Source organism: Streptomyces naganishii JCM 4654 (assembly GCF_014650575.1).
GTDB lineage: Bacteria > Actinomycetota > Actinomycetes > Streptomycetales > Streptomycetaceae > Streptomyces > Streptomyces naganishii.
On record NZ_BMVF01000017.1, the window covers coordinates 54,441 to 69,199 of the forward strand.

Sequence of the window (14,759 nt, forward strand, 5' to 3'; positions counted from 1 at the left end):
GCGATGACCGACGTGCAGGAGCTGCTGCTCAGCCGCATCCGTGACGTGGCGGACTACCCGGAGCCGGGCGTGATGTTCAAGGACATCACCCCGCTGCTGGCCGACCCCGTGGCGTTCACCGCGCTCACCGGCGCGCTCGCGGACATCGCCGAGAGCACCGGGGCGACCAAGGTCGTCGGCCTGGAGGCCCGGGGATTCATCCTCGGCTCCCCGGTCGCCGTCCGCGCGGGCCTGGGCTTCATCCCGGTCCGCAAGGCGGGCAAGCTCCCCGGAGCCACCCTGCGCCAAGCCTACGACCTGGAGTACGGCTCGGCCGAGATCGAGGTGCACGCCGAGGACCTGACCGGCGAGGACCGGGTCCTGGTCGTCGACGACGTCCTCGCCACCGGCGGCACCGCCGAGGCCTCCGTCCAGCTCATCCGCCGGGCGGGAGCGGAGGTCGCGGGCCTGGCCGTCCTCATGGAACTGGGCTTCCTGGGCGGCCGCGGCCGCCTCGAGCCCACCCTGGGCGCGGCCCCGCTGGAGGCCCTGCTCCGCATCTGAACCCGCCCGGAGGCCACGGCAGGCGACCGGCGCGTCACGCACCGCCACCGAGACGGGCCCGGAGGAATCCGGCGCCCGTCTCGCGTGTTCTCACGGTGAACAGCCCGCACATCGGGCTCGAGGCGATCCTGGCGCCCGGGATCGCTACCATGGGATCTCCGGAGCCTGACCGGGGGACCCGGATCGTGCACGAGGAGCCCTCTTGCCAGACGAGGCCCAGCCACTGACCGCCGCCAAGCCCGAGTCCGCCTCGGCGTCCGCGGCGAAGCCCGCGCCGAACGTGTCGCACGCGAAGAACGACGCCCGCGGCTCGGTCGAGCACGCCCAGTCCGCGCCCGTCGAGAAGAGCGCCGAGGTCTCGCGCCCCAAACCCGCCCCTCCGGTCCGCCCGGCCGCCGGGCAGAGCGCGCGCTCCGGCTCCTCCAACCGCGTCCGCGCGCGCCTCGCCCGCCTCGGCGTGCAGCGCGCGAACCCGTACAACCCGGTCCTGGAGCCGCTGCTGCGGATAGTGCGCAGCAACGACCCGAAGATCGAGAACGCCACCCTGCGCCAGATCGAGCGCGCCTACCAGGTCGCCGAGCGCTGGCACCGCGGCCAGAAGCGCAAGAGCGGCGACCCGTACATCACGCACCCCCTTGCCGTCACCACCATCCTCGCCGAGCTGGGCATGGACCCGGCCACGCTGATGGCCGGCCTGCTGCACGACACCGTCGAGGACACCGAGTACGGCCTGGACCAGCTCCGCCGCGACTTCGGCGACACCGTCGCCCTCCTCGTCGACGGCGTCACCAAGCTGGACAAGGTCAAGTTCGGCGAGGCCGCGCAGGCCGAGACCGTGCGCAAGATGGTCGTGGCGATGGCCAAGGACCCGCGCGTGCTGGTCATCAAGCTCGCCGACCGCCTGCACAACATGCGCACCATGCGGTACCTCAAGCGCGAGAAGCAGGAGAAGAAGGCGCGCGAGACCCTCGAGATCTACGCGCCGCTCGCCCACCGCCTGGGCATGAACACCATCAAGTGGGAACTGGAGGACCTCGCCTTCGCGATCCTCTACCCCAAGATGTACGACGAAATCGTCCGCCTCGTCGCCGAGCGCGCCCCCAAGCGCGACGAGTACCTGGCGATCGTCACGGACGAGGTCCAGGCAGACCTGCGCGCAGCCCGCATCAAGGCCACCGTCACCGGCCGGCCCAAGCACTACTACAGCGTCTACCAGAAGATGATCGTCCGCGGTCGCGACTTCGCGGAGATCTACGACCTGGTAGGCATCCGCGTCCTCGTCGACACGGTCCGCGACTGCTACGCCGCCCTCGGCACCGTGCACGCGCGATGGAACCCGGTCCCCGGCCGGTTCAAGGACTACATCGCGATGCCCAAGTTCAACATGTACCAGTCGCTGCACACGACGGTCATCGGCCCCAACGGCAAGCCGGTGGAACTGCAGATCCGCACCTTCGACATGCACCGCCGCGCCGAGTACGGCATCGCCGCCCACTGGAAGTACAAGCAGGAGGCCGTCGCCGGCGCCTCCAAGGTCCGCACCGACGCGCCCAAGTCGTCCGCCAAGGACAAGGACGCCATCAACGACATGGCGTGGCTCAGGCAGTTGCTGGACTGGCAGAAGGAGACCGAGGACCCCGGCGAGTTCCTGGAGTCGCTGCGCTTCGACCTCTCCCGCAACGAGGTCTTCGTCTTCACCCCCAAGGGCGATGTCATAGCGCTGCCGGCCGGCGCCACCCCCGTCGACTTCGCCTACGCGGTGCACACCGAGGTCGGCCACCGCACCATAGGAGCCCGCGTCAACGGCCGCCTCGTACCGCTGGAGTCCACCCTGGACAACGGCGACCTGGTGGAGGTCTTCACCTCCAAGGCGACCGGCGCCGGACCCTCCCGCGACTGGCTCGGCTTCGTCAAGTCGCCCCGCGCCCGGAACAAGATCCGCGCCTGGTTCTCCAAGGAGCGGCGGGACGAGGCGATCGAGCAGGGCAAGGACGCCATCGTCCGCGCCATGCGCAAGCAGAACCTGCCGATCCAGCGCATCCTCACCGGGGACTCGCTGGTCACCCTCGCGCACGAGATGCGCTACTCGGACATCTCCGCGCTGTACGCGGCGATCGGCGAGGGCCATGTCTCCGCGCAGAACATCGTGCAGAAGCTCGTCCAGGCGCTCGGCGGCGAGGAGGCGGCCACCGAGGAGATCGACGAGAGCGTGCCGCCCTCGCGCGGACGCGGCCGCAAGCGCCGCTCCAGCGCCGACCCGGGCGTCGTCGTCAAGGGCGTCGAGGACGTGTGGGTCAAGCTGGCCCGCTGCTGCACGCCCGTTCCCGGCGACCCGATCATCGGATTCGTCACGCGGGGTAGCGGAGTATCGGTTCACCGCAGCGACTGCGTCAACGTGGAGTCACTGTCGCGCGAACCCGAGCGCATCCTGGACGTCGAGTGGGCGCCCACCCAGTCCTCGGTGTTCCTGGTCGCCATCCAGGTGGAGGCCCTGGACCGCTCCCGGCTGCTGTCGGACGTCACGCGCGTGCTGTCCGACCAGCACGTCAACATCCTCTCCGCGGCCGTCCAGACCTCCCGCGACCGCGTCGCCACCTCCCGCTTCACCTTCGAGATGGGCGACCCCAAGCACCTGGGACACGTCCTGAAGGCCGTACGCGGCGTCGAGGGCGTCTACGACGTCTACCGGGTCACCTCGGCACGCAGCAGGGCGTAGAGGCGCACAGCGGGGCGTGAGGCCCCGCGAGACGGCCGGGGCGAAACGGCTGAGGGCTCCCGTACCGACGAGGTACGGGAGCCCTCAGCCTTAACGCCACCGCCGAGGCGGCGAGGCGGGCGGCAGCTCAGCCGCCGAACTCCTGCAGACCCTTCAGCGCCTGGTCCAGCAGCGCCTGACGGCCGTCCAGCTCCTGCTGGAGCTTGTCCGCCTTCGCGTTGTTGCCCTGGGCCCGCGCCTGCTCGATCTGGCCCCTGAGCTTGTCCACGGCGGCCTGGAGCTGACCGGTCAGACCCTCGGCACGCGCGCGTGCCTCCGGGTTGGTCCGCCGCCACTCGGCCTCCTCGGCCTCCTGGATGGCGCGCTCGACCGTGTGCATCCGGCCCTCGACGCGGGGACGCGCGTCGCGCGGCACATGACCGATGGCCTCCCAGCGCTCGTTGATCGAGCGGAAGGCGGCCCGGGCGGCCTTCAGGTCGGCGATCGGCAGGAGCTTCTCGGCCTCCTCGGCCAGCTCCTCCTTCAGCTTCAGGTTCTCCGTCTGCTCGGCGTCCCGCTCGGCGAACACCGAGCTGCGGGCGGCGAAGAACACGTCCTGGGCGCCGCGGAAGCGGTTCCACAGGTCGTCCTCGTGCTCGCGCTGGGCACGGCCCGCGGCCTTCCACTCCGCCATCAGCTCGCGGTAACGGGCCGCCGTGAGGCCCCAGTCCGTCGAGTCCGACAGCGCCTCGGCCTCGGCGACCAGCCGCTCCTTGGTCTTGCGGGCCTCCTCGCGCTGCGCGTCCAGCTGTGCGAAGTGCGCCTTGCGCCGCTTGGAGAACGCCGAGCGCGCGTGCGAGAAGCGGTGCCACAGCTCGTCGTCGGACTTGCGGTCCAGGCGCGGCAGCCCCTTCCAGGTGTCCACCAGCGCGCGCAGCCGCTCACCGGCCGCCCGCCACTGGTCGGACTGGGCGAGCTGCTCGGCCTCGACGACCAGGGCCTCCTTGGCGTGCCGGGCCTCGTCGGCCTGCCGGGCGCGCTGCGCCTTGCGCTCCTCGCGCCGCGACTCCACGGTCTCGACCAGCTTGTCCAGGCGGGTGCGCAGCGCGTCCAGGTCACCGACCGCGTGGTGCGCGTCCACCTGCTCCCGAAGGTGGCCGATGGCGGCCTGGGCGTCCTTCGCGGACAGATCGGTGGTCCGTACTCGCTTCTCGAGGAGGCCGATCTCGACAACCAGGCCCTCGTACTTGCGCTCGAAGTAGGCCAGCGCCTCCTCGGGGGAGCCCGCCTGCCAGGAACCGACGACCTGCTCGCCGTCGGCCGTACGCACGTACACGGTCCCCGTCTCGTCGACGCGGCCCCACGGGTCGCTGCTCACAGCGCCTCCTCCACATGATGCCTGCGAGGGGGCTCGAAGCTCCCCCGGGCATCGTCCACAGTTTCGTCACGGCCAACATAGGCGACCGGCGGGTTGCCTGTCCGCATCCCGCGCGACCGAAATTCCGCAGTTGACGCTCAGGATTTGGCGACCGTCGCCTTGTTGATCACGACCGTCGCGTTGGGGGCTCCGTCGCCGCCGCCCGTGTTCTCACCCGCGGCGGCGATCTTCTTCAGCACCTTCAGTCCGGACTCGGAAATCGTACCGAAGGGGGTGTAGCTGGGCGGGAGCGGGCTGTCCTGGTAGACCAGGAAGAACTGGCTGCCGCCAGTGTGCTTCTGCCCGGTGTTCGCCATCGCCACCGTGCCCGCGGGATAGACGTTGCCCTTCAGGCTCGCGTCCTTGAGATTCTCGTCCGGCAGCGTGTAGCCCGGACCGCCGCTGCCGGTGCCCGTCGGGTCGCCGCACTGGAGCACGTAGATGTTGTTGGTGGTGAGCCGGTGGCACTTGGTGTGGTCGAAGAAGCCCTGCCCGGCGAGGAAGTCGAAGCTGTTCACCGTGTGCGGCGCGGCCGACGTCTTCAGCGCCACGTCTATGTCGCCGCACGTGGTGGCGAGTTTCATCGTGTACTTCGCCGACGTGTCGATCGTCATCGCCGGCTCCTTCTTCCAGCTCAGCTTCTTCACCGAGCCCGCGGCCGGCTTCGCGCACGGATCCGGCGCCTTGCTGGGCGCGGAGGCGCTCGGAGTGACCTGCGCGCTCGCGTTCGACTTGTCGTCCTTGCCGTTCTTCAGCACCCCGGTCGTGTAGAGCGCGACGCTGCCGATGACGACCACGCCGAGCACCGACGCGATCACGGAGTTGCGCATCCGCGCCTTGCGCCGCGCGGCGGTGCGCCGCTGCTGCTGCCGCAAGAACTTCTCCCGGGCGAGCTGACGCCGCCGCTGCTCCTGGCTGACCACCGGGTTCTCTCCTCATGCGTCGTGGGTGCCGACCGGTACACATGCGTCGTGCGAGCCGACCGTCTGCGTGTGCCCCGTACCGTATATGGGTTCGCTGAGGATCCGGCAGCGCCGGTAGGCTCTGACCGCGGCCGCGGCCGCCCGTATCGACACAAACGAAGGACGATCGTGCTCATTGCCGGGTTCCCCGCCGGGGCCTGGGGGACGAACTGCTACCTCGTCGCCCCCGCCGCCGGTGAGGAGTGCGTGATCATCGACCCGGGCCACCAGGCCGCCGACGGCGTCGCGGAGGCGGTCCGCAAGCACCGGCTCAAGCCCGTCGCCGTCGTCCTCACGCACGGCCACATCGACCACGTGGCCTCGGTCGTCCCGGTGTGCGGCGCGCACGACGTGCCGGCCTGGATCCACCCGGCCGACCGGTACATGATGAGCGACCCCGGCAAGGCCCTCGGCCTCTCCGTGGGCACGCCGCTGATGGGGGACCTGACCGTGGGGGAGCCGGACGACGTCAGGGAACTGGCCGACGGCACCGGGCTGGAGCTGGCCGGCCTGGAGTTCTCCGTCGCGCACGCGCCCGGCCATACCAAGGGGTCGGTGACGTTCCGGATGCCCGGGGCCGCGGACATCCCGCCGGTCCTCTTCTCCGGGGATCTGCTCTTCGCCGGCTCCATCGGACGCACCGACCTGCCCGGCGGTGACATGGCCGAGATGCTCGACTCGCTGGCCCGCGTGTGCCTGCCGCTCGACGACTCGACCGTGGTGCTGTCCGGCCACGGCCCCCAGACGACCATCGGCCGGGAGCGCGCCACCAACCCCTATCTGCGGCAGGTGGCGGCCGGCCCGGGAGCGGACGCGGACGCCGCTCCCCGACGAGGAATGTGACGAGACACTTCGTGAGCACCTTCAAGGCCCCCAAGGGCACCTACGACCTGATCCCGCCGGACTCCGCGACCTACCTGGCGGTCCGCGAGGCGATCGCCGCCCCGCTGCGCAACTCCGGCTACGGCTACATCGAGACGCCCGGCTTCGAGAACGTCGAGCTGTTCGCCCGCGGTGTCGGCGAGTCAACCGACATCGTGACCAAGGAGATGTACGCCTTCGAGACCAAGGGCGGCGACCGCCTCGCCCTGCGCCCCGAGGGCACCGCCTCCGTGCTGCGCGCCGCCCTGGAGGCCGGCCTGCACAAGGCCGGCAACCTCCCGGTCAAGCTCTGGTACTCGGGCTCGTACTACCGCTACGAGCGCCCGCAGAAGGGCCGTTACCGCCACTTCTCCCAGGTCGGCGCCGAGGCGATCGGCGCGGAGGACCCGGCGCTCGACGCCGAGCTGATCATCCTGGCCGACCAGGCGTACCGCTCGCTGGGCCTGCGCGACTTCCGCATCCTGCTCAACAGCCTGGGCGACAAGGAGTGCCGCCCGGTCTACCGGGCCGCGCTCCAGGACTTCCTGCGCGGCCTCGACCTGGACCAGGACACCCTGCGCCGGGCCGAGATCAACCCCCTGCGGGTGCTCGACGACAAGCGCCCCGACGTGCAGAAGCAGCTCACCGAGGCCCCGCTGCTGCGCGACTACCTGTGCGACGCGTGCAAGGCGTACCACGAGGAGGTCCGCGAGCTGATCACGGCCGCCGGCGTCTCCTTCGAGGACGACCCCAAGCTGGTCCGCGGCCTGGACTACTACACGCGCACCACCTTCGAGTTCGTCCACGACGGCCTCGGCTCGCAGTCCGCGGTGGGCGGCGGCGGCCGCTACGACGGCCTGTCCGAGATGATCGGCGGCCCCGCGCTGCCCTCGGTGGGCTGGGCGCTGGGCGTGGACCGCACGGTCCTGGCACTGGAGGCGGAGGGCGTGGAGCTGCGCCTGCCCGCCACCACCAGCGTGTTCGCGGTCCCGCTCGGCGAGGAGGCCCGCCGCCTGCTGTTCGCGAAGGTCACCGAGTTGCGCAAGGTGGGCATCGCGGCCGACTTCTCCTACGGGCACCGGGGCCTCAAGGGCGCCATGAAGAACGCCAACCGCAGCGGCGCCCGCTTCACCCTGGTCGCCGGTGAGCGCGACCTCGCCGAGGGCGTCGTCCAGCTCAAGGACATGGAGTCCGGCGAGCAGACGGCGATCGGCGTGGACGAGATCGTGGCGGAACTGGAGTCACGCCTCGGCTGAGCGCCGGCGGACGAGCGGCCGGGGCGAACGGCCGAGACGAGTGGGGGCGGCCGGACGTCAACTCCGCGCCCGCCGCTTCACGCGGCCGAATGATTCCGAAGCGCGACCGGCACGCACGCGTGCCGGTCGCCTTGGGGTACGGACCTGCGCGCGGACCTTGTCCGGAACCGAACGCCCTGGGCCGCGCGCCCGTATCTCCTTATGTTCACCGAACGGTGAAGACACGCACGCGTGCGGCACAATGGCCATGCCCGAAGAAGGTCCGACTCACAAGTGACGGAATCGGCGTGATGAGCAAGACGACAGTCAAGGACGTCTCCACGGAGCCCGAACCCGAGCGCGCGGTCCACTCTCCGCGCACGGTGGGCGGCAGCCGCGCCTTCGCGCTGATGCTGGTGATCACCGGCGCGGCCGGACTGCTCGCCGCCTGGGTCATCACGCTCGACAAGCAGAAGATCATGGAGGGCAAGCTCAGCGGCAAGACGTTCACGCCGAGCTGCAGCCTCAACCCGATCGTCTCCTGCGGCAGCGTCATGGAGAGCAAGCAGGCCGCCGCCTTCGGCTTCCCCAACCCCTGGCTCGGCCTCGTCTGCTACGGCATCGTCATCTGCGTCGGCATGAGCCTGCTCGCCCGCGCCACCTTCCCGCGCTGGTACTGGCTGACCTTCAACTTCGGCACCCTCTTCGGTGTCTGCTTCGTCACCTGGCTCCAGTTCCAGTCCCTGTACCGGATCAACGCCCTGTGCCTGTGGTGCTCACTGGCCTGGGTCGCCACCATCACCATGTTCTGGTACGTGACCTCGCACAACGTCCGCAACGACTTCCTGCCCGCCCCGCGCCCCGTCAAGAACTTCCTCATGGAGTTCACCTGGGTCCTGCCGGTCACGCACTGCGGCGTCATCGCCATGCTCATCTTCACCCGCTGGGGCAGCAGCCTCTGGGCCTGAGGCGGACCCGGCCCCGGCCGGGCTGTCAGTGGCGTGACATAGGGTTTCAGCGTGGAACCCGACCTGTTCACCGCCGCAGCAGAGGAACGCCAGGAGAAGGACCCGGCCGCCAGCCCCCTGGCCGTCCGGATGCGCCCGCGCACCCTGGACGAGGTGGTCGGCCAGCAGCACCTGCTCAAGCCCGGCTCACCCCTGCGCCGGCTGGTCGGCGAGGGCGCGGGCGGCCCCGCGGGACCCTCGTCGGTGATCCTCTGGGGACCGCCCGGCACCGGCAAGACCACCCTGGCCTACGTCGTCTCCAAGGCCACCAACAAGCGCTTCGTGGAGCTCTCGGCGATCACCGCGGGCGTCAAGGAGGTCCGCGCGGTCATCGACGGCGCCCGCCGCGCCTCCGGGGGGTACGGCAAGGAGACCGTCCTCTTCCTCGACGAGATCCACCGTTTCAGCAAGGCCCAGCAGGACTCCCTGCTCCCCGCCGTCGAGAACCGCTGGGTGACCCTGATCGCCGCCACCACCGAGAACCCGTACTTCTCCGTCATCTCCCCGCTGCTGTCCCGCTCCCTGCTCCTCACCCTCGAACCCCTCACCGACGACGACGTCCGCGGCCTGCTCCGCCGGGCCCTCGACGACGAGCGCGGACTCAAGAGCACCGTCGCCCTCCCCGAGGACACCGAGGACCACCTGCTGCGCATCGCAGGCGGCGACGCCCGCCGGGCCCTGACCGCGCTCGAGGCCGCCGCCGGGGCCGCCCTCGACAAGGGCGAGAGCGAGATCGGCCTCACCACCCTGGAGGAGACCGTCGACCGGGCCGCGGTGAAGTACGACCGCGACGGCGACCAGCACTACGACGTCGCCAGCGCCCTGATCAAGTCCATCCGCGGCTCCGACGTCGACGCGGCCCTGCACTACCTGGCCCGGATGATCGAGGCCGGCGAGGACCCCCGGTTCATCGCCCGCCGCCTGATGATCTCCGCCAGCGAGGACATCGGCCTCGCCGACCCGAACGCGCTGCCCATAGCCGTGGCCGCCGCCCAGGCCGTCGCCATGATCGGCTTCCCCGAGGCCGCGCTCACCCTCTCCCACGCCACCATCGCGCTGGCCCTCGCCCCCAAGTCCAACTCGGCGACCACCGCGATCGGCGCCGCCCTGGACGACGTGCGCAAGGGACTGGCCGGTCCCGTGCCGCCCCACCTGCGCGACGGGCACTACAAGGGCGCCGCCAAGCTCGGCCACGCCCAGGGCTACGTCTACCCGCACGACCTGCCCGAGGGCATCGCCGCCCAGCAGTACGCGCCGGACGCCCTCAAGGACCGCGAGTACTACACCCCGGGCCGGCACGGCGCCGAGGCGCGGTACGCGGACGCGGTGGAGTGGACCAGGCAGCGGCTCGGTCGTAAGCGGTCGTGAGCACCCTGTAGACTTCCCGGAGCGCTGAGTCCCGTGTCCGGCTTCGGCCGGCGCGTCAGAGCGGGACAACCAGCCGGATCCCAGCCCCCCGGGGCCGGAATCCAGGAGCGTCGCGCACCGTCGATTCGGTGTCGCGGGCAGCCCACCACCACCCGGAGCACCGGGACCGGCAGGTGGGCCACTCGCGTGCTGCACGTATGTGCCCAGACCAGGGAAGCGGCTGCCCGGCAGGTCCCACGCGGACCCGGCGGGTTTTCTCGGCTGCGGATGCGACCTCCCTGAACACTGACGAGCCGGAAAACTAGGAAAAGGAAAACAGTGGCGAACCAGTCCCGCCCCAAGGTCAAGAAGTCGCGTGCCCTCGGCATCGCGCTGACCCCGAAGGCCGTCAAGTACTTCGAGGCCCGCCCCTACCCGCCGGGTGAGCACGGCCGCGGCCGCAAGCAGAACTCGGACTACAAGGTCCGTCTGCTCGAGAAGCAGCGTCTGCGTGCGCAGTACGACGTGTCCGAGCGCCAGCTCGTCCGCGCCTACGAGCGTGCCTCCAAGGTCCAGGGCAAGACCGGTGAGGCTCTGATCATCGAGCTCGAGCGCCGTCTCGACGCGCTGGTCCTGCGTTCGGGCATCGCCCGCACGATCTACCAGGCTCGCCAGATGGTCGTCCACGGCCACATCCAGGTCAACGGCCAGAAGGTCGACAAGCCGTCCTTCCGCGTGCGCCCCGACGACGTCGTCCAGGTCCGCGACCGCTCCAAGGACAAGACGCTCTTCCAGATCTCCCGTGAGGGCGGCTTCGCCCCCGAGGGCGAGACCCCGCGCTACCTCCAGGTGAACCTCAAGGCCCTGGCGTTCCGCCTGGACCGCGAGCCGAACCGCAAGGAGATCCCGGTGATCTGCGACGAGCAGCTCGTCGTCGAGTACTACGCCCGCTGATCACCGGCACGCCGTAGCACCACCGCGCGCGGTACCACCGCGCGCAGCAGCACCGCAGTCGAGCCCGCCGTCTCCCCGCCCGCGAGGGCGGGTGAGCCGGCGGGCTCACGCGTCCGCGCGACGGCCGCCCCGCCGCGGACGGTAATCCGGTACGGAGCCCCACCCGCGGCGCGATAGGCTCGGTGCACTGATTCTTTTGATTCCGATGTTCACTGCATGTTCAGGGAGCGGGTGCGCACAGTGACCGGTGGAGAGGTGGCCGGGATCCTGGTGGCCGTCTTCTGGGCGATCCTGGTCTCCTTCCTCGCCGTCGCGCTGGCGAGGCTGGCCCAGACGCTCAGGGCGACCACCAAACTCGTCGCGGACGTGACCGACCAGGCGGTTCCACTGCTCGCCGACGCCTCGCAGGCGGTGCGCTCCGCGCAGACCCAGATCGACCGTGTCGACGCGATCGCCTCCGACGTCCAGGAGGTCACGTCCAACGCCTCCGCGCTGTCGACCACCGTCGCCTCCACCTTCGGCGGCCCCCTGGTCAAGGTCGCGGCCTTCGGCTACGGCGTCCGCCGCGCGCTCGGCGGCCGCAAGGGCCAGGACGTGCCCGCCAGTACCTCCGGGCGTAACGTGATCGTGGGCCGCACCGTCCCGGCCGCCCGGCGGGGGAAGCGGAACAACCGGGAGAAGTAAGGACTAGCCATGTTCCGCCGTACGTTCTGGTTCGGCACCGGTGTCGCCGCCGGCGTCTGGGCCACCACCAAGGTCAACCGCAAGCTGAGGCAGCTGACCCCCGAGTCCCTCGCCGCGACCGCGGCCAGCAAGGCGCTCGAGACCGGCCACCGCATCAAGGACCGCGCGGTCGGCTTCGCGCTCGACGTCCGCGACAACATGGCCCAGCGGGAGGCCGAACTCGGCGACGCCCTCGGCATCAACGCCCCCGTCGACCCCGAACTCCCCGCGCCCCGGCGGCACGCCGCCATCGAGAACCGCAACAGCCCGAAGTACGCCGGGAATCCCACGGACCCGTCGTACCCGACGTACTCGTACAACCGGAATGAGGACCACTGATGGAGTCGGCTGAGATCCGCCGCCGCTGGCTGAGCTTCTTCGAGGAGCGCGGGCACACCGTCGTCCCTTCGGCGTCGCTCATCGCGGACGACCCGACTCTGCTCCTCGTCCCGGCCGGCATGGTGCCCTTCAAGCCCTACTTCCTGGGCGAGGTCAAGCCGCCCTTCCCGCGCGCCACCAGCGTGCAGAAGTGCGTGCGCACCCCGGACATCGAAGAGGTCGGCAAGACCACGCGGCACGGCACCTTCTTCCAGATGTGCGGCAACTTCTCCTTCGGCGACTACTTCAAGGAAGGCGCCATCAAGCTCGCCTGGGAGCTGCTCACCACCCCCCAGGACAAGGGCGGTTACGGCCTGGAGCCGGAGAAGCTCTGGATCACCGTCTACAAGGACGACGACGAGGCCGAGCAGATCTGGCGCGACGTCGTGGGCGTCCCCGCCGAGCGCATCCAGCGCCTGGGCATGAAGGACAACTTCTGGTCCATGGGCGTGCCCGGCCCCTGCGGCCCCTGCTCCGAGATCAACTACGACCGCGGCCCCGAGTTCGGCGCCGAGGGCGGCCCCGCCGTCAACGACGAGCGGTACGTGGAGATCTGGAACCTCGTCTTCATGCAGTACGAGCGCGGCGAGGGCACCGGCAAGGACAACTTCGAGATCCTCGGGGACCTGCCGAGCAAGAACATCGACACCGGCCTCGGCCTCGAGCGGCTCGCCATGATTCTGCAGGGCGTGCAGAACATGTACGAGATCGACACCTCCATGGCCGTCATCAAGAAGGCCACCGAACTGACCGGCGTGGCCTACGGCGACGCCCACGGCTCGGACGTGTCCCTGCGCGTGGTCACCGACCACATGCGCACCGCCACCATGCTCATCGGCGACGGCGTCACCCCCGGCAACGAGGGCCGCGGCTACGTGCTGCGCCGCATCATGCGCCGCGCCATCCGCAACATGCGCCTGCTCGGCGCCACCGGCCCGGTCGTCAAGGACCTCATCGAGGTCGTCATCGGCATGATGGGGCAGCAGTACCCGGAGCTGGTCACCGACCGCGAGCGCATCGAGAAGGTCGCCCTCGCCGAGGAGAACGCCTTCCTGAAGACCCTCAAGGCCGGCACCAACATCCTCGACACCGCCGTCACCGAGACCAAGCAGGCCGGCGGCACCGTGCTGCCCGGCGACAAGGCCTTCCTGCTCCACGACACCTGGGGCTTCCCCATCGACCTCACCCTGGAGATGGCCGCCGAACAGGGCCTCGCCGTGGACGAGGAGGGCTTCCGCCGCCTGATGAAGGAGCAGCGGGAGCGCGCCAAGGCCGACGCCCAGGCCAAGAAGACCGGCCACGCCGACCTCGGCGCCTACCGTGAGATCGCCGACACCGCCGGCGAGACCGACTTCATCGGGTACACCGACACCGAGGGCGAGTCCACCATCGTCGGGATCCTCGTCGACGGCGTCTCCTCCCCGGCCGCCACCGAGGGCGACGAGGTCGAGGTCGTCCTGGACCGCACCCCGTTCTACGCCGAGGGCGGCGGCCAGATCGGCGACACCGGCCGCATCAAGGCCGACTCCGGCGCCGTCATCGAGGTCCGCGACTGCCAGAAGCCGGTGCCCGGCGTCTACGTCCACAAGGGCGTCGTCCAGGTCGGCGAGGTGACGGTGGGCGCCAAGGCCCACGCCGCCATCGACAACCGCCGCCGCAAGGCCATCGCCCGCGCCCACTCGGCCACGCACCTGACCCACCAGGCCCTGCGCGACGCCCTCGGCCCGACGGCCGCCCAGGCGGGCTCGGAGAACCAGCCCGGCCGCTTCCGCTTCGACTTCGGCTCCCCGTCCGCCGTCCCGACGGCCGTGATGACCGACGTCGAGCAGAAGATCAACGAGGTGCTCGCCCGCGACCTCGACGTCCGCGCCGAGGTCATGGGCATCGACGACGCCCGGAAGCAGGGCGCCATCGCCGAGTTCGGCGAGAAGTACGGCGAGCGGGTCCGCGTCGTGACCATCGGCGACTTCTCCAAGGAGCTGTGCGGCGGCACGCACGTCCACAACACCGCCCAGCTGGGCCTGGTCAAGCTGCTCGGCGAGTCGTCGATCGGCTCGGGTGTGCGCCGTATCGAGGCCCTCGTCGGCGTCGACGCCTACAACTTCCTCGCCCGCGAGCACACGGTCGTCAACCAGCTCACCGAGCTGCTCAAGGGCCGAGCCGAGGAGCTGCCGGAGAAGGTCTCCGCCATGCTCGGCAAGCTGAAGGACGCCGAGAAGGAGATCGAGAAGTTCCGCGCCGAGAAGGTGCTCCAGGCCGCCGCCGGTCTCGCCGAGTCCGCCAAGGACGTGCGCGGCGTCGCCGTCGTCACCGGCCAGGTCCCGGACGGCACCACGCCCGACGACCTGCGCAAGCTGGTCCTCGACGTGCGCGGCCGCATCCAGGGCGGCCGTGCCGCCGTGGTGGCCCTGTTCACCGTCAACAACGGCAAGCCGCTCACGGTCATCGCCACCAACGAGGCCGCCCGGGAGCGTGGCCTGAAGGCCGGTGACCTGGTCCGCGCCGCCGCCAAGACCCTCGGCGGCGGTGGCGGCGGCAAGCCGGACGTCGCCCAGGGCGGCGGCCAGAACCCGGCCGCGGTCGGCGAGGCCGTGGACGCCGTCGAGCGTCTCGTGGCGGAAACGGCCAAGTGAGCTC

At 70.6% G+C, this 14,759-nt stretch carries 12 protein-coding genes; 10 read left to right on the forward strand and 2 right to left on the reverse strand.

Translation table 11 applies throughout. From position 1 onward, the window contains the following. Positions 1-3 precede the first annotated feature (3 nt). Both IE217_RS26710 and relA read left to right on the forward strand, forming a co-directional pair. Positions 4-543: an adenine phosphoribosyltransferase gene (locus IE217_RS26710; RefSeq protein ID WP_190180582.1), complete on the forward strand. Its 540-nt coding sequence runs from the start codon at positions 4-6 to the stop codon at positions 541-543. A gap of 202 nt (positions 544-745) precedes the next feature. Beyond that, the gene (gene relA, locus IE217_RS26715; protein ID WP_190180505.1) at positions 746-3,259 is read left to right on the forward strand and encodes a GTP pyrophosphokinase; all 2,514 of its coding nucleotides are present in this window, start codon (positions 746-748) and stop codon (positions 3,257-3,259) included. 127 nt (positions 3,260-3,386) lie between these two features. Here relA and IE217_RS26720 read toward each other — a convergent pair whose 3' ends face one another. After that, entirely contained in the window at positions 3,387-4,616 is a 1,230-nt protein-coding gene (locus tag IE217_RS26720) for a DUF349 domain-containing protein (RefSeq protein WP_190180506.1), read from the reverse strand. Between the two features lie 137 nt (positions 4,617-4,753). Beyond that, positions 4,754-5,578 (reverse strand): peptidylprolyl isomerase, encoded by an 825-nt coding sequence (locus tag IE217_RS26725; protein ID WP_190180507.1) that lies wholly within the window; start codon positions 5,576-5,578, stop codon positions 4,754-4,756. A gap of 168 nt (positions 5,579-5,746) precedes the next feature. On the opposite strand from IE217_RS26725, the gene IE217_RS26730 reads away from it, so the two are divergent. The 8 genes from IE217_RS26730 (at position 5,747) to alaS (ending at position 14,755) form a co-directional block, all read left to right on the forward strand. Then, positions 5,747-6,460: an MBL fold metallo-hydrolase gene (locus IE217_RS26730; protein WP_190180508.1), complete on the forward strand. Its 714-nt coding sequence runs from the start codon at positions 5,747-5,749 to the stop codon at positions 6,458-6,460. A gap of 11 nt (positions 6,461-6,471) precedes the next feature. Next, positions 6,472-7,734, forward strand: a complete 1,263-nt coding sequence (hisS, locus tag IE217_RS26735) for a histidine--tRNA ligase (protein WP_190180509.1) — start codon at positions 6,472-6,474, stop codon at positions 7,732-7,734. Between the two features lie 290 nt (positions 7,735-8,024). Beyond that, positions 8,025-8,681: a vitamin K epoxide reductase family protein gene (locus tag IE217_RS26740; RefSeq protein WP_190180510.1), complete on the forward strand. Its 657-nt coding sequence runs from the start codon at positions 8,025-8,027 to the stop codon at positions 8,679-8,681. 51 nt (positions 8,682-8,732) lie between these two features. Then, complete coding sequence (locus IE217_RS26745) at positions 8,733-10,088, forward strand: replication-associated recombination protein A (RefSeq protein ID WP_190180511.1); 1,356 nt, start codon at positions 8,733-8,735, stop codon at positions 10,086-10,088. 318 nt (positions 10,089-10,406) lie between these two features. Continuing rightward, on the forward strand, positions 10,407-11,021 hold the full coding sequence (gene rpsD / locus IE217_RS26750) for a 30S ribosomal protein S4 (RefSeq protein ID WP_190180512.1): 615 nt from the start codon (positions 10,407-10,409) through the stop codon (positions 11,019-11,021). Positions 11,022-11,237: 216 nt separating this feature from the next. Beyond that, a complete protein-coding gene (locus IE217_RS26755) occupies positions 11,238-11,705 on the forward strand; it encodes a DUF948 domain-containing protein (protein WP_229865626.1) in 468 nt (155 codons plus the stop codon). Positions 11,706-11,714: 9 nt separating this feature from the next. Then, positions 11,715-12,083, forward strand: coding sequence for a hypothetical protein (locus IE217_RS26760; RefSeq protein WP_190180513.1), 369 nt, complete (start codon positions 11,715-11,717; stop codon positions 12,081-12,083). Next, positions 12,083-14,755 (forward strand): alanine--tRNA ligase, encoded by a 2,673-nt coding sequence (gene alaS, locus IE217_RS26765; RefSeq protein ID WP_190180514.1) that lies wholly within the window; start codon positions 12,083-12,085, stop codon positions 14,753-14,755. The genes IE217_RS26760 and alaS overlap by 1 nt, the downstream gene beginning before the upstream one ends. Positions 14,756-14,759 lie beyond the last annotated feature (4 nt).

What these genes read in the sequence shown, in the direction of transcription:
- alaS (WP_190180514.1), top strand. Translation starts at nt 12,083, where the DNA reads ATGGAGTCGGCTGAGATCCGCCGCCGCTGGCTGAGCTTCTTCGAGGAG.
- IE217_RS26710 (WP_190180582.1), top strand. Translation starts at nt 4, where the DNA reads ATGACCGACGTGCAGGAGCTGCTGCTCAGCCGCATCCGTGACGTGGCG.
- IE217_RS26755 (WP_229865626.1), top strand. Translation starts at nt 11,238, where the DNA reads ATGTTCAGGGAGCGGGTGCGCACAGTGACCGGTGGAGAGGTGGCCGGG.
- IE217_RS26760 (WP_190180513.1), top strand. Translation starts at nt 11,715, where the DNA reads ATGTTCCGCCGTACGTTCTGGTTCGGCACCGGTGTCGCCGCCGGCGTC.
- IE217_RS26740 (WP_190180510.1), top strand. Translation starts at nt 8,025, where the DNA reads ATGAGCAAGACGACAGTCAAGGACGTCTCCACGGAGCCCGAACCCGAG.